At 59.0% G+C, this 23,573-nt stretch carries 19 protein-coding genes and 4 pseudogenes; 18 read left to right on the forward strand and 5 right to left on the reverse strand.

Annotated features, from left to right (window positions below; translation table 11 throughout):
* Window positions 1–260: LysR family transcriptional regulator (locus AC04SF_RS36520; protein ID WP_488481749.1), on the reverse strand; the 260-nt coding region annotated here is incomplete at its 3' end.
* Between the two features lie 637 nt (window positions 261–897).
* Between AC04SF_RS36520 and glmS the strand changes: the two genes are divergently transcribed.
* Genes glmS through AC04SF_RS36550 form a run of 6 tightly spaced genes read left to right on the forward strand, consistent with a single transcriptional unit; the run spans window position 898 to window position 8,772 of the window.
* On the forward strand, window positions 898–1,365 hold the full coding sequence (gene glmS / locus AC04SF_RS36525) for a methylaspartate mutase subunit S (RefSeq protein ID WP_488481750.1): 468 nt from the start codon (window positions 898–900) through the stop codon (window positions 1,363–1,365).
* Window positions 1,362–2,726 (forward strand): glutamate mutase L, encoded by a 1,365-nt coding sequence (locus AC04SF_RS36530; RefSeq protein ID WP_488481751.1) that lies wholly within the window; start codon window positions 1,362–1,364, stop codon window positions 2,724–2,726. Before glmS ends, AC04SF_RS36530 begins: the two co-directional genes overlap by 4 nt.
* A 28-nt stretch (window positions 2,727–2,754) precedes the next feature.
* The gene (locus tag AC04SF_RS36535) at window positions 2,755–4,215 is read left to right on the forward strand and encodes a methylaspartate mutase subunit E (RefSeq protein ID WP_488481752.1); all 1,461 of its coding nucleotides are present in this window, start codon (window positions 2,755–2,757) and stop codon (window positions 4,213–4,215) included.
* A 37-nt stretch (window positions 4,216–4,252) separates the two neighbouring features.
* Window positions 4,253–6,922 (forward strand): methylaspartate ammonia-lyase, encoded by a 2,670-nt coding sequence (locus AC04SF_RS36540; protein WP_488481753.1) that lies wholly within the window; start codon window positions 4,253–4,255, stop codon window positions 6,920–6,922.
* The gene (locus tag AC04SF_RS36545) at window positions 6,919–7,242 is read left to right on the forward strand and encodes a DUF4387 domain-containing protein (RefSeq protein ID WP_488481754.1); all 324 of its coding nucleotides are present in this window, start codon (window positions 6,919–6,921) and stop codon (window positions 7,240–7,242) included. The genes AC04SF_RS36540 and AC04SF_RS36545 overlap by 4 nt, the downstream gene beginning before the upstream one ends.
* Before the next feature lie 6 nt (window positions 7,243–7,248).
* Entirely contained in the window at window positions 7,249–8,772 is a 1,524-nt protein-coding gene (locus AC04SF_RS36550) for a fumarate hydratase (RefSeq protein WP_488481755.1), read from the forward strand.
* A gap of 1 nt (window position 8,773) precedes the next feature.
* On the opposite strand, the gene AC04SF_RS36555 is transcribed toward AC04SF_RS36550, so the two are convergent.
* The gene (locus AC04SF_RS36555) at window positions 8,774–9,730 is read right to left on the reverse strand and encodes a LysR family transcriptional regulator (protein ID WP_488481756.1); all 957 of its coding nucleotides are present in this window, start codon (window positions 9,728–9,730) and stop codon (window positions 8,774–8,776) included.
* 592 nt (window positions 9,731–10,322) lie between these two features.
* Between AC04SF_RS36555 and AC04SF_RS36560 the strand changes: the two genes are divergently transcribed.
* The 11 genes and pseudogenes from AC04SF_RS36560 (at window position 10,323) to AC04SF_RS36610 (ending at window position 21,524) form a co-directional block, all read left to right on the forward strand.
* Window positions 10,323–10,556 (forward strand): hypothetical protein, encoded by a 234-nt coding sequence (locus AC04SF_RS36560; RefSeq protein WP_488481757.1) that lies wholly within the window; start codon window positions 10,323–10,325, stop codon window positions 10,554–10,556.
* Between the two features lie 188 nt (window positions 10,557–10,744).
* On the forward strand, window positions 10,745–10,912 hold the full coding sequence (locus AC04SF_RS36565; protein ID WP_488481758.1) for a hypothetical protein: 168 nt from the start codon (window positions 10,745–10,747) through the stop codon (window positions 10,910–10,912).
* Between the two features lie 34 nt (window positions 10,913–10,946).
* Window positions 10,947–11,225: a hypothetical protein gene (locus tag AC04SF_RS36570; RefSeq protein WP_488481759.1), complete on the forward strand. Its 279-nt coding sequence runs from the start codon at window positions 10,947–10,949 to the stop codon at window positions 11,223–11,225.
* 589 nt (window positions 11,226–11,814) lie between these two features.
* Window positions 11,815–12,112: pseudogene (locus AC04SF_RS36575) on the forward strand (IS3 family transposase); the annotation flags it as partial.
* A gap of 526 nt (window positions 12,113–12,638) precedes the next feature.
* Window positions 12,639–14,135 carry an ABC transporter substrate-binding protein gene (locus AC04SF_RS36580; RefSeq protein ID WP_488481760.1) on the forward strand — a complete coding sequence of 499 codons (1,497 nt, stop codon included), beginning with the start codon at window positions 12,639–12,641 and terminating at the stop codon, window positions 14,133–14,135.
* A 3-nt stretch (window positions 14,136–14,138) separates the two neighbouring features.
* Window positions 14,139–15,080 carry an ABC transporter permease gene (locus tag AC04SF_RS36585; RefSeq protein WP_488481761.1) on the forward strand — a complete coding sequence of 314 codons (942 nt, stop codon included), beginning with the start codon at window positions 14,139–14,141 and terminating at the stop codon, window positions 15,078–15,080.
* A 1-nt stretch (window position 15,081) separates the two neighbouring features.
* Window positions 15,082–15,963, forward strand: coding sequence for an ABC transporter permease (locus AC04SF_RS36590; protein ID WP_488481762.1), 882 nt, complete (start codon window positions 15,082–15,084; stop codon window positions 15,961–15,963).
* Window positions 15,964–15,982: 19 nt separating this feature from the next.
* On the forward strand, window positions 15,983–16,987 hold the full coding sequence (locus tag AC04SF_RS36595; RefSeq protein ID WP_488481766.1) for an ABC transporter ATP-binding protein: 1,005 nt from the start codon (window positions 15,983–15,985) through the stop codon (window positions 16,985–16,987).
* Complete coding sequence (locus AC04SF_RS36600; protein WP_488481763.1) at window positions 16,984–18,039, forward strand: ABC transporter ATP-binding protein; 1,056 nt, start codon at window positions 16,984–16,986, stop codon at window positions 18,037–18,039. The genes AC04SF_RS36595 and AC04SF_RS36600 overlap by 4 nt, the downstream gene beginning before the upstream one ends.
* Window positions 18,040–18,075: 36 nt before the next feature.
* On the forward strand, window positions 18,076–18,225 hold the full coding sequence (locus AC04SF_RS36605) for a hypothetical protein (RefSeq protein WP_488481764.1): 150 nt from the start codon (window positions 18,076–18,078) through the stop codon (window positions 18,223–18,225).
* Window positions 18,226–18,503: 278 nt separating this feature from the next.
* Complete coding sequence (locus tag AC04SF_RS36610) at window positions 18,504–21,524, forward strand: WD40/YVTN/BNR-like repeat-containing protein (protein WP_488481765.1); 3,021 nt, start codon at window positions 18,504–18,506, stop codon at window positions 21,522–21,524.
* Between the two features lie 228 nt (window positions 21,525–21,752).
* Here AC04SF_RS36610 and AC04SF_RS36615 read toward each other — a convergent pair.
* Window positions 21,753–22,018, reverse strand: a pseudogene (locus AC04SF_RS36615) (transposase); the annotation flags it as partial.
* A 135-nt stretch (window positions 22,019–22,153) separates the two neighbouring features.
* Window positions 22,154–22,613: pseudogene (locus AC04SF_RS36620) on the reverse strand (transposase); the annotation flags it as partial.
* A gap of 3 nt (window positions 22,614–22,616) precedes the next feature.
* Here AC04SF_RS36620 and AC04SF_RS36625 point away from each other — a divergent pair.
* On the forward strand, window positions 22,617–23,042 hold the full coding sequence (locus AC04SF_RS36625; protein ID WP_488481767.1) for a hypothetical protein: 426 nt from the start codon (window positions 22,617–22,619) through the stop codon (window positions 23,040–23,042).
* Window positions 23,043–23,197: 155 nt separating this feature from the next.
* Here the strand turns inward: AC04SF_RS36625 and glyA are convergent.
* Window positions 23,198–23,573 (reverse strand): annotated as a pseudogene (gene glyA / locus AC04SF_RS36630) (serine hydroxymethyltransferase); the annotation flags it as partial.

Raw genomic sequence — 23,573 nt, forward strand, 5'->3', positions numbered from 1 at the left:
GAGAGGGTGCCGATTCGGTCAACGCACCGGGACATCTCGGAACATTCCTGGTAAATCTGTTCGCCGCGCAATGTCAGCGCAAAATGGCGAGGGTCACGGAAGACGAGCTTGCAGTCGAGTTGGTCTTCTAGTTTTTGCAGCGCAAGGCTGACGGATGGTTGGCTCATTCGAAGACGTTTCGCGGCGCCGGTGATGCTCCTCTCTTCAGCGATGATGCAAAAACTGCGCAGAAGGTTCCAGCTGAGCTCATTCGTCCCCATTTGGCATGCTCCGCAAAATACGTCCGACTTCGTTGGGTTTGCAGTCGTTGTTCGCCTCGATTTGCACAATAAGATAGCCTGTGCAAAGCTTTCAATTCTCCAGCAGCCGTCTGTGAACGGGACCCCAAGCCATGTGGCGCGCCCGCCTAGCCGGCCGGCGTGGAGCGGACAACGTGTCCAACCGGCATAGATAGATCTTTTCACAACGCAATGTCAGCGCAAATCGTGGAACACTAGCTTGCTGCCGGGTTGATCTTCGAACTTTGCATCGCAAAGGCTCACCGATGGAAGACTCGTCTGAACACACTTTAGGCGCGATTGGGCCCGGCGCTAGGAGCAGCGCTAAGGAACCAACATCTGCAATCTAGAACTCAACCGCGTTTTCGGTCTCTTGCTTAGTCGAACGCTGCCGATCTTAGGCTGAACTGAGGAGGTTTGGGCTCGAAAAATCGATGCGCACCTTCGATGAAGCCGGACCCGCAAACTCACCATTTCATTCTCCAAATTCCGAACGCTCCTCACCCCTGATAGATCAGTTTTATTTATCTATTTCTATCATCAGATAATGATTGTTGACCCCCCGGATGCTCGTTGTAAAGGGATGCACATCTGCGGGGCTCATAGGAAGATGAATCGAATGGTCGATCCCGAATTCAAAGTGGTGCTGGGCGTGATTGGATCGGACTGCCATGCGGTCGGCAACAAGATAGTCATGAGCGTGCTCAAGCAGCACGGCATCAGTGTCGTGAACCTCGGCGTGATGGTGAGCCAGGATGAATTTATCGACGCAGCGATCGAGACCGGCGCCGAGGCGATCCTGGTCTCTTCAATCTACGGGCACGGCGAAATCGACTGCATGGGATTTCGCGACCGTTGCGTCGAACGCGGCCTGGCCGGCGTCGTTCTTTACGTCGGGGGCAATCTAATCGTTGGCAAGCGCGATTTTTCCGCAATCGAAGCGCTCTTCAAGGGAATGGGCTTCGATCGGGTATTCAAGCCCAGTGTTGATTTGTCGTTAGTTGCAGAGTTGCTTAAGGACGACATCACACGCGGGCGCATGCAGGGGCGGGCTGCCGAGGTCTTCGTGCTCCGACAAGCCGGATGAGGCTGCTGTCGATCGACATCGGCTCCACTTGGACCAAAGGTGCAAGCTTCGTTCTATCGAGCCGGGATGAGCTGCGCGTTACCAAGCGCGCAGCTCATCCGACAACGATTCACGACCTCTCTAGCGGTTTCAACGCAGTATTTGAAACGCTGTCTGCAGATGGAAAGCACGATGACCTATTCTATTCGTCGTCGGCCAAAGGCGGCCTAGCGGTCGCCGCAATTGGCATCGTGCCTGATCTTACCGCGGAGATGGCGAAGCTGACGGCGTACTCGGCCGGAGCAAAGATCACGCATAGTTTCGCCTACACGCTCAATGCCGCGGACATTGCCGCGCTACGCAATTCCAACTCGGACATCATCCTGCTTGCGGGCGGAGCAGATGGTGGCAATGCGCGCTATCCGGTGGAAAATGCATGGAAGCTTGCAGAAGCCAACCTGGGGGCCACCATTGTCTTTGCGGGCAACCGTGCGGTTCGCGACGAGGTGGAGCGAATACTGCTCGGCCGGGACCTTGTTTGCGTTGAAAACATTCTGCCCGGGTTGGAAAGCCCCAACCCCGAGCCGGCCCGCACCGCGATCCGAGAAATTTTTCTCCAGAGAATAACCAAGGGTAAGGGCCTCGATCGGATCGTCGCCTCTACAGGTCGCGAACCCTGGCCGACGCCATATGCCCTTTTCGAATACTGTCGCCACATCGGCGAGGTCGCCCCGGATTTCGGTGAGTTCGTCATGGTCGACATGGGCGGGGCGACAACCGACGTCTATTCGGTGCATGAGGAGAAGAATCAGGCGGGTACGGTGCGTCGTGGACTGCCTGAGGCCAAGGTGAAGCGCACGGTAGAGGGCGATCTCGGAATGCGCGTGTCCGCCCCATCGGCGGCGGTGGCCGCATGTATGCTCGATAAATCGGAAAGCCTCGACTCCGATTCCGCGTTCTCGAGTTTTGTCGATAGGATATCAAAGGCCCCGGAAACGTTGGCCAGCAGTCCGGAGGAGCACAGGTTTGATGCCGTGCTCGCCAGCGCAAACCTAGCGCACTCCGTGATGCGGCATTTGGGCCGTGCTCATGAGGTCTGTACCGCAGAAGGATTGGTCACCGTACAGGTTGGCCGCGACCTCACGGACATACCGCAGATCATTGGGACCGGCGGATACCTCTCGGCGACTGCTGACTTCCGGCCGCGAGACAGCCTGTCGGCGCTTGGGGTCGACGAATATGGGAAACGCGTTCTGACCCCGCTTCGAGCTCGGTACCTCCGCGATCCCGAATATCTCCTTCCGCTTCTCGCCAACGTCGCCGCGGCCCATCCCGCAGCGGCGGTCCGGGCAGGGCTTAGGGCCCTGGTCGCGAGCAACTGACATCGACAAACCTTGCGACGGTTCACCCATGACACGCGCGAATGGCGCCCTGATCGAAAACAAGAAGCTCGACCGATCTGCCTATGAATCGGAGCGGTGTTTGGTGCTTCGGTCTTGGCCGACAGGCCATGATGTCGATTTCGCCGCAGCCATCCAGCGTCATCGGGAAATGGCAGACTCGAAGAAGTTTTCGGTCGCTCTGGCGCGAGCCGAAGCCACCGGTAAGACGCTGTTGCAGCCGCGCGCGGGCGTGGCTCTGCTGCGCGAGCATATTCGGCTGCTGCAGGACCTCTCTCCCTTTTGCGATGTCCTCCCGACAACGGTTGACGCCTACACACGGCACAATCGCTATCAGGAGGCGGAAAAGGGTATCGAGCGATCCAGGGCAGCGGGCACTTCCCTCTTGAACGGATTCCCTGCAGTCAACCACGGTGTCGCCGGCTGCCAGCGCCTGGTCGACAATCTCGAAAAACCCGTTCAAGTCCGTCACGGCACTCCTGATGCCCGGTTGCTCGCCGAGATCACGTTGGCTTCGGGATTCTCTAGCTTCGAGGGCGGCGGTATCTCCTACAACATCCCGTATTCGAAAAGCGTGCCCTTGGAAAGGTCGATCCGGCACTGGCAATACTGCGACCGCCTTGTCGGCCTGTACGGGGAGGAAGGCATCGGGATCAACAGGGAGCCATTCGGTCCCCTCACTGGCACTCTCGTGCCCCCCTTCGTCTCCCACACGGTGGCGTTGATCGAAGGGCTCCTGGCGCTGGAACAGGGCGTCAAATGTATCACGTTGGGATACGGCCAGGCAGGCAATCTCGCGCAAGACATCCCCGCCATCCGGTCGTTACGAAGGCTCGCCAAGCACTACTTCGCAGAATTTGGCTACGAGGATTATGCGCTCTCAACGGTGTTCCATCAGTGGATGGGCGGCTTTCCTGAAAACGAAGCCCAAGCCTATTCGGTGATTGCCCTGGGCTCGGTCGCCGCAAAGTTCGCCGGAGCGACGAAGATCATTGTGAAAACGCCTCAGGAAGCCGCCGGCGTGCCGACCATGGAGGCCAACCAAGCGGGGCTGCAGGCGACGGCGCAAATGATCAATATGATCGGGGACCAAAAGCCACTGGAGACCCACGAGATCACGCAGGAAATATCGGTCATCGAGCGAGAGGTGCACGCTGTGATGCGCAAGGTTATAGAACTCGGTCACGGCGATGTGGCGCGTGGTGCCGTCCTGGCCTTCGAGGCCGGCGTCATGGATATCCCGTTCGCGCCGGCAAGGGCCAACGCCGGGCGAATGACGCCTGTTCGCGACAACAATGGCGCGATCCGGGTTCTCAGCAAGGGTGACATTCCGCTCCCTGAAGACCTCGTGGCGTTTCACAAGGACAAGATCGCGGAGCGCGCTGCGGCCGAGGGCCGCCGGGCCTCATTCGAGATGGTCGTGGACGACGTTCGCGCCATCTCGGCTAGCAATTTGATCGGTCGCCCGTAACAGGCATACACGCTGCACGAAGGTGAAGAGCACTCGCATGAAGATCACGGAAGCACTGTTCACGCCTGCCTTGTCTTCGTTCTATTTCGATGACCAGGCGGCGATCAAGGCGGGCGCGGGCCACGACGGCTTCACCTACGTCGGCAACGCCAAGACGCCCGGCTTCGAAAAGATCCGGCAATCGGGCGAGGCGGTCAGCGTTCTCCTGCAACTCGAGAACGGCCTTTGGGCAGAAGGCGATTGCGCCGCCGTGCAGTATTCGGGTGCAGGCGGGCTCGATCGTTTGTTCACGGCCGTTCGCTACGTCCCCTGGATGGACGAGGTCTTGCGACCGCTCCTCGTCGGGCGGGATGTCAGCGAGTTCGTGGTTAACGCGCGCTTTTTTGACGCGATCGAACAAGACGGCAATCGGATCCACACCGCAATCCGTTATGGACTGTCTCAGGCGCTTCTGGATGCGACCGCCAAGGCATCGCGACGGCTCAAGGTCGAAGTTGTCTGCGACGAGTACAACTTGCCCATCGAATTGAAACCGCTCGCCTTGCTCGGCCAGAGCGGCGACGACCGTTACAACGCTGTCGACAAGATGATCATGAAGGGCGTCGACGCGCTGCCACACGGGCTAATCAACAATGTCGCCAGCAAGCTCGGACGAAACGGAGGCAAGCTCCAGGAGTACATGACTTGGCTCAGGCAACGCATCCTGCAATTGCGGAGGGACTCCAGCTACAAGCCTGTTCTGCATGTCGATGTCTACGGGACGATCGGCATGATTTTCGGGGACGATCCGGGCAAGATATCGGCGTACCTCGCAGCGCTCGGCGAGCGTGTCACGCCCTTCGAGCTCTATATCGAGGGCCCCGTCGACGCAGGAAGCAAAGCTGGTCAAATTGTGCTGCTGAAGGAAATCCACGAGGCGCTCCGAGCCCGTTCGAGTTCAGTCAAGATTGTGGCGGACGAATGGTGCAACACCTACCAGGACATCGTCGAGTTCGTCGATGCCGAGTGCTGCGATATGGTTCAGATCAAGACGCCGGACCTCGGCAGCATCCATAACACGGTGGAGGCGGTTCTCTATTGCCGCAAAAAGGGGGTGGAAGCCTACCAAGGCGGCACCTGCAACGAGACCGATGTCTCGGCCAAGACCTGTCTCCATATCGCGCAGGCGGCGCGGCCACAGCGCGTCCTTGTCAAGCCAGGCATGGGCTTCGATGAAGGCATGACCATCGTTGCGAACGAGATGCGGCGCAACTTGGCAATCTTGGAAGCGAAGAACGCGAGCGCCGGGCCAGGTCATGATATCGGGCGGAAAGGAAGCCGGCTTGTTCACAGCGCGAGAAATCAAGGTGCTCTCGCCGACAGCGATTCTCGGCTACGGTTTCCCGAGGCGTCCTTCAAAGCAGGCCTTGCCCAAGATCCCGACGTCATTGCGGTCGATGCCGGATCTAGCGACCCCGGCCCCTACTACCTCGGGGCAGGGGTTTCTTTCACGGATCGCGCGGCGGTGAAGCGCGATCTGCAACTCATGCTTCGCGCCGCAAGGGCGCGGAGCATTCCGTTGTTGATTGGCAGCGCCGGCGGTTGCGGTGCGCGACCGCATCTTGATTGGACGCTTGACATCGTTCGTGAAATCGCGACCGAACATCAGCTTCACGGACGTCTTGCAGCGATTCCGGCCGACATCGAAAAAGCAGCCCTTTGCGCGGCTCTCACTCGTGGTCATGTCGATACGCTTCCAGGAGTGCCCATGGCCACTCACGAGACAATCAACGCCAGCATGCACATCGTGGCGCAGATGGGCGAGGAACCGCTCCTGGATGCCCTTGCGCGCGGCGCGGATGTGATCGTGGCCGGACGTTGCTACGATCCAGCTGTCTTTGCCGCAGTGCCAATCGCGCGCGGCTTCGACCGCGGGTTAGCGCTGCATATGGGCAAGATTCTCGAATGTGCAGCTATCGCCGCGACACCGGGCAGTGGCAGCGACTGCATGCTTGGCACGTTGTCAGAAAACAGCTTCACTGTTCAGGCGCTTTCTCCAACTCGCCGGTGCACCGTAGCATCGGTTGCAGCGCACACGCTTTATGAAAAGAGCGATCCTTACCACCTGCCCGGTCCTGGCGGCGCGCTAGACCTAACACAATCGCGTTTCGAGCAACTCGACGAGCAACGCGTGCGCGTCTCCGGCAGCCGTTTCTCGCCATCGCGCCCGTATAGAGTGAAGCTCGAGGGTGCCGCGCCAGCCGGGTTCCGCACGGTCTCCATCGCTGGTGCCCGAGATTCCATCTTCATTGCCCAAGTCGATACGATCATCGAAGGGGTTCGCCGTCGCGTGGCCGACAACTTTTCTCACGTCCCGGATAGCGCCTATCAGCTGATGGTCCGCGTTTATGGCAGGGATGGTGTTATGGGCGACCTCGAGCCGCACAGGACAATCACCTCACATGAAATCTGCCTTGTGATCGAGGCGGTGGGTGAGACGCAGGGTCTTGCCGACACGATCTGTGGCTTCGCCCGGGCAACAATGCTGCATTTCGGTTATCCCGGCCGCATCTCGACGGCTGGCAATCTGGCCTTTCCCTACTCGCCTTCGGACTTCAAGGTCGGACAGATCTACGAATTCAGCCTCTATCATTTGCTGGAGATGGACGATCCCCTCAGTCTGTTTTCCACTATCGAGATCTCCGAGCTGCAAGGCCCGCTGCCATGAAGGGCACCCTCGCGGATGCCGCCCTTGTCGTGAGGAGCAAGAACGCTGGGCCGTTCGAGCTAACGCTCGATATCATCTTCAAGGAACGTAGTGCATTTGAACGCGCCCGCGACACGCAACTGATCAACAGGAGCTTGATCAGCCGCCTCTATGGGCTGTCGGAGGGAGATGTCCTCGATATCGTCGCCTTTGAACCGGCGAATGCCATCAAGGCCACGATCAAGCGCCGCCGCCCGTCCGCAGCCATTGGCGAAACCGATGTCTACGGGGCGCAGCAGCACGCCCCCTTGCTCGACGTGCCCTTCGATCCAGAGGGATAGATTGCGATGACCGAGATTCGGGAGGCCGACTTCGTCGACAGCATTGCCGAGGCGCTGCAATTCATCTCGTACTATCACCCTCCGGATTTCGTTCGCAACTTGGCGGCCGCCTACCAGCGCGAGCAAAGCGGCGCGGCAAAACAGGCGATCGGGCAGATCCTGGTGAATTCGCGGCTGTGCGCGATGGGGAGGCGCCCCATTTGCCAGGACACTGGTACGGCGAATGTCTTCGTCAAGATCGGCACAGGGGCCCGAATCCTCACCAATAGGTCCCTGCAAGATCTCGTAGACGAGGCGGTGCGGCGTGCTTGGAGGGCCAATGACAATCCGCTCCGCGCCTCGATGGTCCGTGACCCGCTATTTGAGCGCCTGAATAGTGGCGACAACACACCTGCGATGGTAAGCGTTGAGCTGGTCGCAGGAGCCGGCATGGCGGTCGACGTTTCTGCAAAGGGCGGCGGCTCGGAGAACAAGACCAGGTTCACAGTCCTCGAGCCTGCGGACTCCATTACGGACTGGATCGTGCGAACTATGGAGACTCTAGGGGCAGGATGGTGCCCTCCGGGCATCCTCGGGATCGGTGTCGGCGGGAGTGTCGACAAGGCGATGGCGATGGCCAAGGAATCGTTGAACGAGCCGTTGGACATGCTCGATCTCAAACGCCGTGGCCCGTCCTCACGGATCGAGGAGGTACGGTTGGAGATATTCGAACGAGTGAACGCGCTCGGCGTCGGTGCGCAAGGGCTCGGGGGCATCACGACCGTTCTGGATGTAAAGTTGCGCTGCTTCCCGACGCATGCCGCTTCGTTGCCCGTTGCCCTCATTCCGAATTGCGCAGCGACCCGGCACATTCATTTCGAGCTAGATGGCTCCGGACCAGCGCGCTTTGAGGTCCCAAGCATCAACGATTGGCCCGACATTGTGATCGAGCAGACCGTGGCGGGAGTCCGACGGGTGAACCTTGATCGCCTCGACGATGCAGAGGTGGAGACTTGGCGCTCTGGCGACACGCTGCTTTTGTCGGGCTGCCTTTTCACGGGGCGCGATGCCGCACACAAGCGAATGGTGGAAACGCTACGCGCCGGAAAGGTACTCCCCATAGATCTCCAGGGGCGTGCGATCTACTACGTCGGTCCGGTCGATCCGATCGATGGTGAGGTTATAGGGCCTGCCGGCCCAACGACCGCAACACGCATGGACCGCTTCGTCGAGGAGATTCTGTCCGGTACAGGGTTGCGGGTGATGATCGGCAAGGCGGAGCGGGGTCCTGAAGCCATAGAGGCAATCGCCCGACACAAAGCAGCCTACGTGATCGCTGTCGGGGGCGCAGCCTACCTTGTCTCAAAAGCTGTCCGCTCAGCTGAGGTTGTCGCCTATGCCGATCTCGGCATGGAAGCCATCTACCGGCTGAATGTGGAGGATATGCCGGTCACGGTTGCAGTCGACAGTCGCGGAACTTCAATCCACACGATCGGTCCAAGGAAATGGCGCGCCCCAGCATCTGGTTTGGGCAGGCAGGGTGGCGGCTAAGTTAGCTCCGTCCAGCTTTCTTTTTTTCGAGCATTCCAAAGAGACGTCGCATCAAAGCGGGACCTTCATCGCGCACAAACGCTTTGAAACTCTGAGCCGCAGGACTTAGCCTCTTCCCCTTCAGGTGCAGCACAAACCATTCGCGCATCGTCGGCATGCCGTCTGCGGCAAGTATAGCCAGCTTCTTGGCTTGGAGTTCGAGTGCCACCGTATGAGCCGATATGAAGGCAATGCCCATATCGGCCATGACGGCCTGTTTTATGTTTTCATTACTGTCCATCATCGATGCGTTGGGCAACTGCAGCTTTTCGCTGAGAAAGTAGTTTTCGTGGACCATTCGGGTCCCGGAGCCCTCTTCACGCACAAAGAAGGGCTGATGTGACAACTCGCGCCGCGATATCAATTTTCGCTTTGCCAACGCATTGAGGGGGTGCCCTATCAGCACGTATGGATGTTTCGCAAAGGGCAGGGCCTCGACTTCCAGCCGTTGCGGTGGCCGTCCCATCAGGGCGATGTCGATCTGATTGGCCTCCAACCGCTTGATGACGCCCTCTCTGTTGGCGATGGTCGATTCGATGAGGACATCGGGATGCCGCCGCCGGAACTCCTGCAGCAAATGGGGACCAAAGTTTCGGGAAGTCGTAACCATGGCGACGCGCACCAAGCCGTTTAATCGCCCTTGCAAGGCGCTGAGCACACCCTGGGCCTCATGCAACGCCTCGGTCATGCGCTCCGCATACGGGATAAGCGCCGTCGCAGCTGCCGTCAGTTGTATCGAGCGACCGTCCTTCTCGAAGAGAGTAGAGCCGAGCGCCTCGGACAATTTGGCCATCTGCATGGAGACCGCTGGAGGGGAAAGCTCGAGTTGAGCAGCAGCCCGCCAGAAACTTCTGTGTTCCACTGCTGTCAGGAAAATCTGAAGCTGACGGAGCGTTACTTTCTCAGTCATATCAACCATTTAAGGTGCTCACTGTCCGTGATTGACACTCCCAAAGCGCCGCAGCTGTACAAGATTGTCATTGGTGTGCGAACCTTCACAAAAACTTACCAATAGCACATCTGGAACTCGGATACCTAGCCTTCACCCGTGTCAGCGGGCGCCTTCCGTCGGAAAGAGAACTACACTGGTGTGTGTTGCAACCATGTTGAAGCCTTTTCTCCGGGTCGGCGACGAATTGTTAGCCCCCGCAGGTCCACCGCCATCGCTTTTGTTGCGAGAAAGTGACGCGATGGAGTGGACGATTTCGATCGACGGGAACAGCGCGCTTGGAGATGTCTGTCGCCAACAAGTTCGGATTGAGAAAAGCGACTCCGCTTGCTCCACGGTGATATCGGCCTGTCGATCGACGACTGCAAGAAAGTCATGACGGTCCTGCAGAGCGCGGCGTGAACCACGAGGCGGAGACCTATGCCCTTTTTCGCCGGGTCTGCCCCGAGTGCCACAAATTTCAGCCGGTCAAAGACTTGCGCGGCGCCGAGTTCGGACGGTTTTCAGAACAATTGAGGTGCCAAATCCACGATGGATGCGGTGCCAGGACTGTCACCCAGGAATGGTAACCGCGTTCGCGCCGCTGAAGGAAATCTGTCCGGATCGGGCAACGTCCGAGCTGATGGAACTGACGGCGCGACTGGCTAGCATGATGCCGTACCGGCAGGCCGCCAGCGTGCTCGCCGAATTCCTGCCCATCGAACCGACCGAGACGCATTCAACAGTGCGAAAGCGGACCATCAAAGTCGCCGAGCGGCTTGACGACCAGATGACTACTGTTGCGCGAGAATGCTAGATGGAGGAACGACATCCGCGCAGCGCCGATCCCACAAATCCAGCGCGAAACTTCGAGCTCGTCGAGGCCAGATGCGGTTGCGGAGGTCGGGGAGAAGTCGGCGGTCGCTACTTTGTCACCGCCAACACTGACCAACAGCGATACGCGGCCGAGCGCTCCACGCTCTTCGGGAAGAGGGGTATTGCGGCTTGGGGGACGTCACCGTGATCTCGGACGGCGCCGAAATCCTGAAGCGGCTTCCGCGCGCCATGCCGAAACCGACGATCCATATCATCGACTGGTTCGACATCGCCATGAAGATCCAACCCATGCAGCAGATCGCTGATCATAATCCGATCCCAGTCTGGTCTTGCTGAAACACTTCCGACCAACGGCAGGGACATCAGAGCTGTGAAGTGGCGTCTGTGGCACGGTCGCGTGGATCGCCCGATCCACGACCTGGAGCAGCTCTTGGCAAAGCATGTCTGGCAAGGAGAAGGCGAGCTCTCGATGTTGCGGCTCCACAGCCTCGGGTCTAAGCTCCTGACCTATGTCCGTTCGAACCGCAGTGCGATCGTAAATGACGCAAAGCGCTACCAAGCCGGACTTCGCGTGGCCACAACCCTTGCCGAGTCGGCAGACAATTCCGTGATCGCCAAACGCACGGTCAAGAAGCAGCAGATGCGCTGATCTCTCCGCTGTGCTCACATGCTGAGGCAGGTTCGGACAGCCGAGATGAATACTGAGCTCCGCGACCGACTGCGCGATTCCGAGCACCAGAGCCGCGCGTGCCTTCACTATTCAAGCCCAAACCGCCCTTACTGTGCGCCGCGTAACCCCGGAGAAGTTACCGTCTCCAGCTTTGGCTGTTGAGCCTCCGACTTCGGCTCGACGAAGCGCATCTTTGCGCTGCAATCACAATCGCCTCAGCATCAGCCGCATCATTCCTTCTGCCTCTGTGGGGCGACAAGCTTCACCTCATGGCCAAACCCTTCCAACTCCCGCGCGCGGGGCGCTGTCACAGGCCTCCATGACGACGATCACCGACGGGTGACCGGCTATGAGGTTCCGGAACTGCCGACGCGACAATTTTCTGCGAAACTGTGCATGTCCTGTCAGCGAAGCTCCATGGGTCTGGAAAACTGCTTTTGCCAGATCCACGCCGATCATCGTATCCTTCATCGCGGTTGCCGTCCTCTCTGCTGGTCGGGTCACCCACTATTGGCACATTCGATGCCGTCTGAGATGGGCGGCAACCACCCCATCGTGTTCTGACCCCAGCTTGCTACACCACAGCGACCAAGACCGCCCAATATACGAGCGAGCAGTTCCAACGGCTGATGGCCGATCACGGCATCACCTGCTCGATGAGCCGGTCGGGCAACTGGGACAATGCTGCGATGGAGAACTTCTTCTCGTCGCTGAAAACATTGCGGACAGCCCGCAAGGTCTACATGACGAGGGATGATGCAAGGGCCGACGTGTTCGATTACATCGAGCGCAACCCTCGGCGACGGCACTCGACGTTGGGCTATATAAGCCCTGCCGAGTTCGAGGAGAAAGCTATGTTAGCTTAACCTGGTGTCCGAAACCGGCAGCAGGCCATTGTTCATTTGGGCCGTTTATGCCGATCGCAACTATGCCGAGCTGGCGCGTTTCGGCATAGATTAGGGTCTCTCCGTCGCGATTGGCGCTAAGGAGAGGCACCTGAATAGACGCCATCTATGCCTGCAATAGTTCTGAGCTATTTGTCGCTTAGCGGAAGGTATGGCTTTCTAGCTAGGCACGGATCGAAGCCACTTGCACAAAGAATTGAATAGCAAATGTGATATGGCTTTCCATCGGTGAGTTTCTGATGTTCGGATGGCAGAATAGGAGAAGTCGACACATCTTGCAGTTGTCTTATAAAAAACCGGCCAGGTGGGAGATCATGACCGGAGATTGACTGGCTACTTCATGCCTATAGGAAATTATCTATAAAGGGGAACTGAGGTCATGAATATAACTCGGCGGACACTTGTCAATACAGGCCTAGTAACAGTTGGAGCGGCATTGTCGTTTCCTTCAATGCTTCGAGCTCAAGCAGATGCCAGAGGAGATACAGTGAGGTGGGCAAGAAGTCTGCCGACAATCCTCGATCCGTACACAACGACCGACGCGAATACTGTCGACTACGCGTTTGGCGTTTACGACATGTTATTTGGACTCGACTCAAAGCTTGTTCCGCAGCCGCAAATGTTGGATAGTTGGAGTGCGTCCGACGACAAGAAGACCTATACCTTCTCCCTTCGTGATCGGCTAAGCTGGCACGATGGCACCCCGGTGACGGCCGCAGATTGTATTGCTTCGATACGCCGTTGGTTCCAAACGCCCGGCGGGCAGCTCGTGAATGAGCGCACGAAGGATGTCTCAAAGCTCGACGAAAAGTCCTTCGTAATCACATTAAAGAAGCCGCTCGGCGTGCTGATTGATCAACTTGCGCAGGTTGCCGTTTACCCGCTTTTCATCATGCGTGAACAAGATGCTCGTCGCGCTCCTACGGATGCGGTAACCACACATATTGGTTCGGGACCATTTAAATTTAACGAGGAGCTCTATGCACCCGGGGCGAGCATCACTTTTGACAAGTATGATGGCTACGTCCCGCGCGACGATGCTCCCGACGGACTGGCTGGTGCCAAAATCGCTAGGGTTCGCCGCGTAGTTTGGGCTAAGCTCCCCGATCCGCAAACGGCCATGGCGGCGCTGCAAGCCGGCGAAGTCGATGTCCTGGTTGACCCCCTTCCCGCCGATCTTTTCCCTGCCATCGAAAGTGACCCGAACCTTGTGCTCGAAAATCTATACAAGTCGGGTTTCGATTATTTCTTGCGTATGAATTGTCTTCAGAAGCCATTTGACAACGTGAAGGCCCGGCAGGCGGTCCTGCATCTTATTAATCAAGACGCGTTCCTGAGCGTCATTAATCCATCTCTAAAGGGCAATCGCAATGTGACATCGTTGTTTGGAATCGATACGCCATTTTCCAACGACGCAAACACCAACTGGTTCCGGAAGGGCGGCGACCCGGAAAAGGCCAAACAACTACTACAAGAGGCTCGCTATGCTGGCGAGAAAGTTGTTATTCTCGACCCCACCGACTGGACTGAGGGCCATAACGCATCGCTATTCTTGGCGTCGGAACTTCGTAAGATTGGATTGAACGTCGAACTAGCATCTAGCGATTGGGCTGCCCTTGTTGCCAGGAGGGCTAGGAAAGACTCGGTTGAAAACGGTGGCTGGAGCATTTTTATTAGCTCCCTTCCCGACTTCTCACTAACTAGTCCCAACTCTGCTGCATTCATGGCAATGAATGGCGAACAGGGCTGGGTTGGCTGGCCTCAGGACGACCAATATGAGGTTCTTCGAGCTAAATGGGCGGACGTCACAGGAATCGAAGCGCACCGCGCTCTGGCCACCGAAATGCAGCAGATTTTTTGGGACTATGCGAGTTCGGCGTACTTGGGGCATGTTCCCGTACTTTCGGCATACCGAAAGGACCTCACTGGTCTTATCGGCGTGCAGGCAGGACGTTTGCTGATGTGGAATATGCGAAAGGTCTGAGTGTTGGTTACGTACATCTTTCGCAGAATGATCTCGGCCATCGTCGTTATGGCGATGGTCGGGGTGTTCATCTTCCTACTTGTCAGGTTGGCGCCGGGTGATCCTGCAGACGTCATCGCTGGACCGTCAGCCACGGACCAAACTGTTGCGGATATACGGGAGCAACTTGGTCTCAATGCGCCACTGCCGGTGCAGTTCCGGCAATGGGCGGGGAACCTGTTGAATGGCGATTTAGGCATGTCGGTCTTTGCCGGGCGTCCTGTTCTCCAGCTCATCGCCCAGCGGCTTGAACCGACCATTTCCTTGTCGATTCTGACGATGATCCTGTCCGTGACGGTCGGGATCTCCTTTGGCGTACTTGCCGCGTGGCGAACTGGCGGGCTCGTCGACCGCCTCCTCATGGCCTTTTCGGCTCTTGGTTATTCCGTGCCGGTCTTTGTCATCGGCTATTTCCTCATATACTTCTTCGCTATTAGGCGACACTGGCTGCCGGTCCAGGGATATACGCCGATTGATGGTGGCCTCGGGCCTTGGTTCGTGCACCTGATCCTTCCCACCGTGGCTCTTAGCCTTGGCTACATTGCATTCATCGCCCGGGTTACGCGGGCGAGCATGCTCGAGGTCCTGTCGGAAGACTATATGCGAACTGCCGCTGCCAAGGGCGCTTCGTCATATGCCATGCTTTTCCACCATGCCTTGAAGAATGCCGGCGTCCCGATCTTGACCGTCATCGGCATAAGCTTCGCCTATCTTATCGGCGGCGTCGTCGTCACGGAGACGGTGTTCAACATACCAGGTGTCGGTCGTTTGGTGGTCGATGCGATCAACAACCGCGATTATCCCATCATTCAAGGCGTGCTCATCCTGACTTCAGGTCTGTACGTTCTTATCAATCTCGCGGTCGATCTCGCCTATACGCTGATCGATCCCCGAATCCGGTACTGATATGACGCTCATCTCCGCACCAGTTGAAGCCGCACCGATGGGTCGGCTACGACTATCTGACATTCCCCGTCTGGCAAGGCGTCATCCGCTGGTCATGATCGGCGGCGGCCTGTTGGCGCTCCTGATCATGCTGGCGCTCGCTGCCCCACTTTACGCCGGCGATCCAGGGAACATGGATCCATTCAAGCGCCTCCAGCCGCCTTCCGCCGAAATGTGGTTCGGAAGCGACAATCTGGGCCGGGATGTGTTTGCGCGAACGATCCTCGGCGCCCGCATCTCCCTCATGGTGGGATTGCTGTCGGCAGCGAGCGCGGCCGTGGTCGGGCTCCTGATCGGTGTCATCGCCGGATACAGCCGCAGCTTTGACAATGTCATCATGCGAATCATGGACGCGCTCATGTCGATCCCGACCTTCCTGCTGGCCATTGCGCTCATCTCCCTGACGGGGCCAGGCATCGGAATCCTCATCGTCGCCATCGCGATCCCCGAGACGCCCGCCGTCTCGCGGCTGGTTCGCTCGGTGGTCCTGGGTGTGCGCGAGCGCCCCTATGTCGAGGCCGCGCTCTGCGGCGGGGCGCGGCTGCCTAAGATCCTGTGGCGGCATATCCTGCCAAGCACCATCCCGGCCCTGATGGTGCAGAGCGCCACTGTCTGCGCCAGCGCGATCCTGACCGAGGCGGGGCTGAGCTTCCTCGGCGTGGGCGTGCCGCCCGAGATCCCGAGTTGGGGCAACATGATTTCAGGCTCGCGCCTCTATCTCGCGATCGCGCCCTTGACGGTCTTCGCCCCGGGCATCTGCCTTGCGGTCACGGTCCTTGCGGTCAATCTCCTCGGCGATGGCCTGCGCGACCTCTTCGACCCCCGCGCAAAGCGGAGGCGCTGAGATGCTTATGCAGAACTTCATGGAGGATAGAGCCATCGAGAACGACGTGCTCCTCGATGTCCGGGATCTCGAGACACATTTCTTTGGCGAGGACAGCGTTACCCGCGCCCTGGGCGGCATCAGCTTCCAGGTGAAGAAAGGCGAAACGCTTGGCGTCGTCGGCGAATCCGGATGCGGGAAGAGCGTCACCGCTCTCTCCATCCTTCGCCTGCTGCCGAAGCTGACCGCCAGGACAGTCGGTGGCGAGGTCCGCCTTTATGGACGCGAACTGCTTCAGCTGTCGGATCGGGAGATGCGAAAGATCCGCGGCAACAAGATCGCCATGATCTTCCAGGATCCCATGACGAGTCTCAGCCCGGTTCACACGGTCGGACGGCAGATCGCCGAGGCGGTGGAAATCCACACGGGCGCCTCCCGCTCGGCCGCACTGGCCAGGGCCGAAGAGATGCTGCGCCTCGTCCGCATTGCCGACCCCGAGCGGCGCGTCAGCAACTACCCTCACGAACTGTCGGGCGGCATGCGCCAGCGCACCATGATCGCCATGGCTTTGGCCTGCTCCCCGGAACTATTGATTGCCGACGAGCCAACGACGGCGCTCGACGTTACCGTTCAGGCACAGATCCTGCGCCTCATCGTCGATCTGAAAGAGCGCACGGGAACGGCCGTCATGTTCATCACGCATGATCTGGGCGTTGTCGCCGAGACATGCCAACGCGTGATCGTGATGTATGCTGGCCAGATCGTAGAACAGGCGAGCGTCATGGATTTGTTCGCGCGTCCGGCGCATCCCTACACTCAGGGCCTCATGCGATCGGTGCCAGACCCGCGGCGCGGCCGACAGCGCCGCCTTTCAGAAATTCCCGGCATTGTCCCAAGCCTGCGCGAGCCCATTGTCGGCTGCAGCTTTGCGCCTCGCTGCCCGTTCGCAATCGACATTTGCCGCAACAAGACACCCTTCTTACGGGATGTCGGGTCGAGCCACGCCGCGGCTTGCTGGCGCGCCGAAGAGGTGATGGGTGCATGAACGGTCCTCTGCTGAAAGTCGAGAATCTGACCAAGCATTATCCGCTTGGCTCGGGAATCTTCAAAAAAAGCATTCCGGTGATCCGGGCGGTGGAGGATGTATCCTTTTGCGTCGAGGCGGGCGAGACGCTTTGTATCGTCGGTGAATCCGGCTGCGGCAAGTCGACTGTCGCGCGGCTTCTGATGCGGCTCGTGGAGCCGACGGGCGGGCGCGTGCTGATCGACGGGACCGATATTGCGGGCCTCAAGAAGGGCGCGCTTCACGAGTGGCGCCGTCGGATGCAAATGGTCTTTCAGGATCCGTACTCATCGCTAAATCCGCGCCTCACGGCCGAGCAAATTATCACCGAACCCGTCGAGAATTTCGAGCGCCTCAGCCGCAAGCAGCGCCAGGCACTCGCAGCAGACCTTCTCCGAAAGGTGGGAATGTCGCCTGAGATGATGAACAGGCTCCCGTCCGAATTGTCGGGCGGTCAGCGCCAGCGCCTCGGCATTGCACGCGCCTTGTCGCTCAACCCCTCTCTCATCATAGCCGACGAAGCGGTGTCAGCTCTTGACGTATCGGTGCAGGCGCAGATCTTGAATCTGCTTCTAGACCTTCAGCAGGAGATGGGCATCGCCTTCGTCTTCATCTCGCATGACCTCGGCGTCGTGGAGCATATCGCGCATCGCGTTGCCGTCATGTACCTAGGGCGGATCGTGGAGCTCGCCCCGAGCGAGGCGCTGTTCGCCAAACCGGTCCATCCCTATACCGAGGCGTTGATCGCGGCGGCTCCGGTGCCGGATCCGACGCGGGTTCGGCTGGAGGCGCCCGTCGAGGGCGAGGTGCCGAGCCCGATCAATCCGCCGACTGGGTGCGCGTTCCACCCGCGCTGCCCGCTCGCTGTCGAGCGTTGCCGCATTGAAGTGCCGCCTTTGGTGCCGATGGCGGACGGGCGGGTTGTGGCCTGCCACGTGCGCGCTCCATCCGCGGAATTTTCCGGGACAGCAAGATATGGCGGGCAGCCCTCAGCTCACTCTCTCGTTGCGGGGCCACACGGTTCGGTACTGTAGACACGCTAATTCAGCATTCCCTGGAAGGAGACAGACATGGATTTTATCGAGCGGATTTTCGGCGTGGCCCCGGATGGGGGCGACGGCACCACCGAGATGCTTTACATTGCGGCCGCACTCGTAGTCGCAGCGATGGTGGCCGCACGCGTATGGCTCCGCCGACGTGCGGCAAAGCCCCGCCGCTAGCTCTTTTTGGCTCGAGATTGTGCAACCGTGCCGGCCACGGGCAAGACTTCCGGGTACTGCAAAACTTAGCGACGGCTCAGTGGAGAGTGTCGCTAAGTTTACAATGCCTAGCCAAGGGCGTCCGCTTTGACTCATACGCTTTCCCAGCTGGAAGCCCAGTGGGAGTAGAAATGGGTTGCCGCGCGGCCGCGCGAGATCGGCCGCGCCGGCGATGGGATACAGTTCTTCCGGATCAGTAGCGCGGCTGGTGATCTGAATCGGTGACGAGGTTCATTTTAATGAAAACATTCCAAGCGGCTCGAGCGGAAAAATCCGGATGGATTGATCCTGCCCTGTTCAAAGCGCTGCGCTGGCGACACATCGGTCCCTTTCGTGGGGGACGGGTGACTGCGGTGACCGGCGTACCCGGTGAGCCTGGTCTCTTTTACTTCGGCGCGGCGGCGGGCGGTGTCTGGAAGACGCAAGACAATGGAGGACATTGGACGCCAATCTTCGATCAGGTACCCGACAGTTCAATTGGGGCGATTGCTGTCGCGCCGTCCAATCATCAGGTAATCTACGTCGGCACCGGCGAGGGGGCTTTGCGTAACGACATCACCAATGGGCGAGGAGTCTATAAGTCGATCGATGGCGGAAAAAGCTGGACCCATATCGGCTTGTCCGACACCGGCCAGATTGGCGAGCTGGTCGTGGATCCCCGAAATGCCGACATCGTGCTCGTGGCTGCGATCGGGCACCCGTTCGGCCCTAATTCAGAAAGAGGTGTGTTCAGAAGCACCGATGGCGGCAAGAGCTGGAAAAAGGTTCTCTATCGCGACGAAAACACGGGCGCTGCAGATGTCACTTATGATCCGGACAATCCCGACGTTGTCTATGCCTCACTGTGGCAGGTCAGCATGCGTCCGTGGGGCGATATCTCGTCAGGCCCTGGGAGCGGCTTGTTCCGCTCGCAGGACGGAGGCAGAACGTGGGTTGAACTTAAAGGCAACGGTCTTCCTAAAGGGCCGTTAGGACGGATCGGGGTTTCGGTCTCTGGCGCGGACTCGCGTCGTGTCTACGCGCTGATCGAGGCCGATTGGTCGGATAAGCTGTTCGGTAGCCCGCCAATCGGAGAGCCCGACAGGGGAGGGCTCTACCGATCAGACGATGGTGGTGAGCACTGGGTCCGGACTAGCGACGACTCGCGAATTCGGAACAGGCCCTTGTACTACGGAAAGGTTTTTGCCGATCCGCGCTTCGCGGACACCATTTATATTGTCAATACTGCGGTGCTGCGTTCGACGGATGGTGGCAAGAGTTTCGCCCCTGCATCATTTCCTGGTTATGATCATCATTATCTATGGATCGACCCAGCCGACCCGCATCGGATCATCAGCGGCAGCGACGCCGGCGCCAGCGTCTCAATGGACGAAGGACAGACCTGGTCGACATATGACAATCAGCCGCTCGCCCAATTCTATCATGTCGCAGCCGACAATCGTTTTCCTTATTGGGTCTACGGCGCGCAGCAGGACGCTGGGAACATAGCAATCGCTTCCAACTCCACCGAAGGGGCAATCGGGCCTCGCTCGTGGTATCCGGCGGGCGGCGGAGAAGCTGGCTTCGTCATACCGGATCCGCGTAATCCGATGATTATCTTTTCGACGACCGCCGAGATGATCGGCCGCTATGACAAGCAGAAGGAACAGTGGCAGAATATAAGCGCTTCGACTGCTCCCGACCCCTGGGGAGTGGGCGCCGAACTCGCGCACCGATTCAACTGGTGGAGCCCCCCTCTGATGCTCTCACCGCATGATCCGGATGTGCTGTACGCCGCATCTGAGATGGTGTGGAAATCGGCCGATCAGGGCAACAACTGGACCGCGATCAGCCCCGACCTCACGCGAAATGACAAAAGCAAACAGCAGTGGAAGGCAATTTGGGGCAGCTATAATACTATTGTCTCGCTTGCCGAGTCTCCGCTCAGAAAGGGGCTGCTTTGGGTTGGCTCGGACGACGGGCTGATCCATATGACGCGTGATGGCGGCACCCATTGGATCGACGTCACGCCGGGCGGGGTGGCTCCTTGGTCTTTCGTGTCGATGATCGAGCCGTCACGGTTCAATGCCGAGGCCGCGTATGTTGCGATCGACAGTCACAGATGCGACGATTGGAAGCCTTCAGGCTTCAAAACCGCTGACGGCGGAAGGACCTGGGTCTCCATTGCGGGCGATTTACCCGAAGATGCCGTTGTCCATGCGGTGCGGGAGGATCCGGCACGTCAAGGGTTACTTTATGCCGCAACTGAGCGCGGGGTCTTCGTTTCGCTCGACGACGGAGTTCACTGGCAGCCGCTGCAATTGAATCTTCCCGCCACTCCGATTTACGACATCATGGTAAAAAATGATGATTTGGTGGCCGCAACCCACGGCCGCGGTTTTTGGATTCTCGACAATGTAACGCCGCTGCACCAGATCACTGCCGGAGCGGGAGAGCGCGAAGCCATGCTCTTAGCGCCCAAGACCGCTTACATGGTAGGCACCCGGACCTTTAGCGGTTCAACCGACGCCGTTGGCAAGAACCCGCCCCCGGGAGCCGCGATTGACTATGTGCTGACAAAAAAACCCCGGGGAGAGGTCACTCTCGACATTCTGGATGTGCATGGCGCGCTGATCCGCCGCCTCTCGAGCATCGAAGCAAGCAAAGAGCAACAGGCTCCCCAATATGCCACGGACACCGTTCGTTCGGACAAGATCCCCACCGAAGTAGGGATGAACAGGGTTTATTGGGACTTCCGCACCAGCGACCCGGAGCAGGTGCCGGGAGCTTATTATTTTGGCGGGTTCGCTCGCGGCGTACTGGTCACTCCCGGCAGATACATGGTGCGCCTCAATGTTGACGGAAGGACTTACGAGCGGCCTTTGACCTTGGCCATTGATCCCCGCGCAACTGGGAGGGAAGGGGCGAACGGGGAACGGGTCGCTCTGCAATCGGCGGTATTGAAGGATATCGATCGGCTCCACAAAGCGATGAACGAACTGAGGAAATGGCGCCCACGCTCGGCGGACCAGGCTCATGTCGGCAAAATGAGCGTTTCCTCATCCAAGCTGGCACAACTTGCCGGCGAAATGGACTCCATCGATGCCGCGCTCGTAAAGGTGAATACAAACTCTTTCGCAACTGCTTACTGCTTCCCGCACGAACTTGAAGTCTACACTTCGCCCAGGCAGCAGGAACGGGCGCTTGTCGATGGATTGCATCAGAGAGTCGAGACAGCACTGGCAACATGGTCGAGCCTCAGGGCCGAGTTGATCAAGTAGGGTCAGGATCGAGCTCGTCGACCGCAGCGGCTCGCGAGATAAGAGCGAATCAGCAGCCCGATCGAAAACTCACCCTGCCCCTAGATGACCGGCATTTGCTGGAGCGGATCGAGCCGAGAAACACTGCAGCCCACTTAAGCTGCTTCCTCCCAATGGTGTTTGGTAAAACCCACTGCACCTGTGAGTTCCAGCTGAAGTGCGACTTTGCAGCGAGGCAGTTTAGCGCGTTCATCGATTGGCCGACAGTATCTTCTGACGGAAGACTTCGGCCGGTGTTCTGAAGCCGAGGCATTTGCGGGTTCTCGAGTTGAGATGGGCGCATATCTGGTGCAGGTCTCGGTGCTCGATCGACAATGGATCGATGTCTCTCGGAAGCCATTTGCGAGCGCCGCGGTTTGGTGTTTCACTGTGCCTTTCTGCCACGGCGCCAGTGGATCGCAGAACCACGTCTGAACGCCGAGACCGGCCTGAAGGTAGGGCCAAGAGCTGGCTTCGTTTGTTTGGACAGCGCCCTGCGGAATTTAAGTGGTTTCCTGCCGGGTTACGTTGAACGCAGTGCTTTGCGATTTTGCTGCGGTGTCGGGAGGGCGAAGCCCGACCAGAGCTACAGCAAAATCGCGCGGCGACGATCATGCGGCCGTCGCCATCGCGTGCGCGCCGAAGTAAGCCTCGTCGGGCGTGCGCCCGTCAAGGCTCGAATGTGGGCGTCCTCCATTGTAGAAGGTGAAGTATCTGGAGATCGACGCACGCGCTTCTGACACGCCGTCGTAGGCGCGCAGATAGACCTCCTCGTACTTGACCGTCCGCCAGAGACGCTTAACAAACACGTTGTCGCGCCAGGCGCCCTTTGCCGTCCATGCTGATGGCGATCTTCGCGTTCAGCAGCACACCCGTGAAGTCGAGGCTGGTGAACTGGCTGCCCTGATCCGTATTGAAGATCTGTGGCCTGCCGTATCTCGCCAGAGCCTCCTCGAGCGCGTCGACGCAAAAGGCCGCCTCCATCGTGATCGAGACGCGATGGGCGAGCACGCGTCGGCTGAAGACGTCGATGATCGCCGCCAGATAGACGAAGCCCCGTCGCATGGATAGCTGATGTCCATCGCCGATCTTGCTGATGCGATGAGCGCGACGATCGGACCGACCCCCGGCGTCGACATCAGCCGCCTGGCTCTGGCATCGAGGCGCACCAGCGCGGGAACCTTTTTCTCGAAAGCCTGGAACTCGCGGAAGATCACGGCGTGCAGCGAAAGCAGTCCCGCGGCGACCATCTTCAGGTTCGCATGGCCGACCACCAGCCCGTGGATGCGTCCGACAAAGCCGCGCGGCGTCGTCTTGCCGACCTTCAGCCGGAAGCCACGCAAAATGCCGCGCACACTGTTCTCGACGTCTCTCAGCTTCGATTGGATGAGCTTGCGTGCCGTCAGCTGTCGCGATAGCTCTACGCGGCAATGCAGCAAGCGGGACTGCGGTCGAACAGCTGGAGACGCGGCAACGACGCGCGCGGAATCGCGCAGCTGATGCGGCTGGGCTGGTTCCGACCGGTGCATTGCAAGTCGATGGCAGCACAAGAGGTGCGGGCGGTGCATCAATGCCACCGGCTCGGTGGCCACCTTGCTCTCGCGGACGATCTTGCCGCTTGCATCGACAATGCACTCGCTAATTTGCCCCACTGGTTAGGTTGGGCATAGCGGGAACGTTTGCGCCAGGGTCGACACTCGTTCGGCAATGTCTACGTCGATTTCCAGCCCTTGGCCTGGATTCGCTGCAAATCGATCTAAAACGTTGGCAATGATCTCTGCTAGTTCAGATGCTTCCGGATCAGCCATTCCACGAGCTGCAATTGCGGACGTTCCCATCCGGAGCCCCGAGGTGACATTCGGTGGCTCCCTGTCTTGCGGCGCAAGATTGCGGTTCGTTGTCACGCCATGAGCTTCTAATGCCTTCTGCGCGACATCGCCCGTCAGCCCACGCGTTCTGAGGTCAACCATCGTGAATGGCGTATCTGTCCCCCCTGTGACGATTTTGAACCCACGTGCGCTCAAGCCGCCC

This window comes from Mesorhizobium sp. CNPSo 4671, from assembly GCF_057784245.1.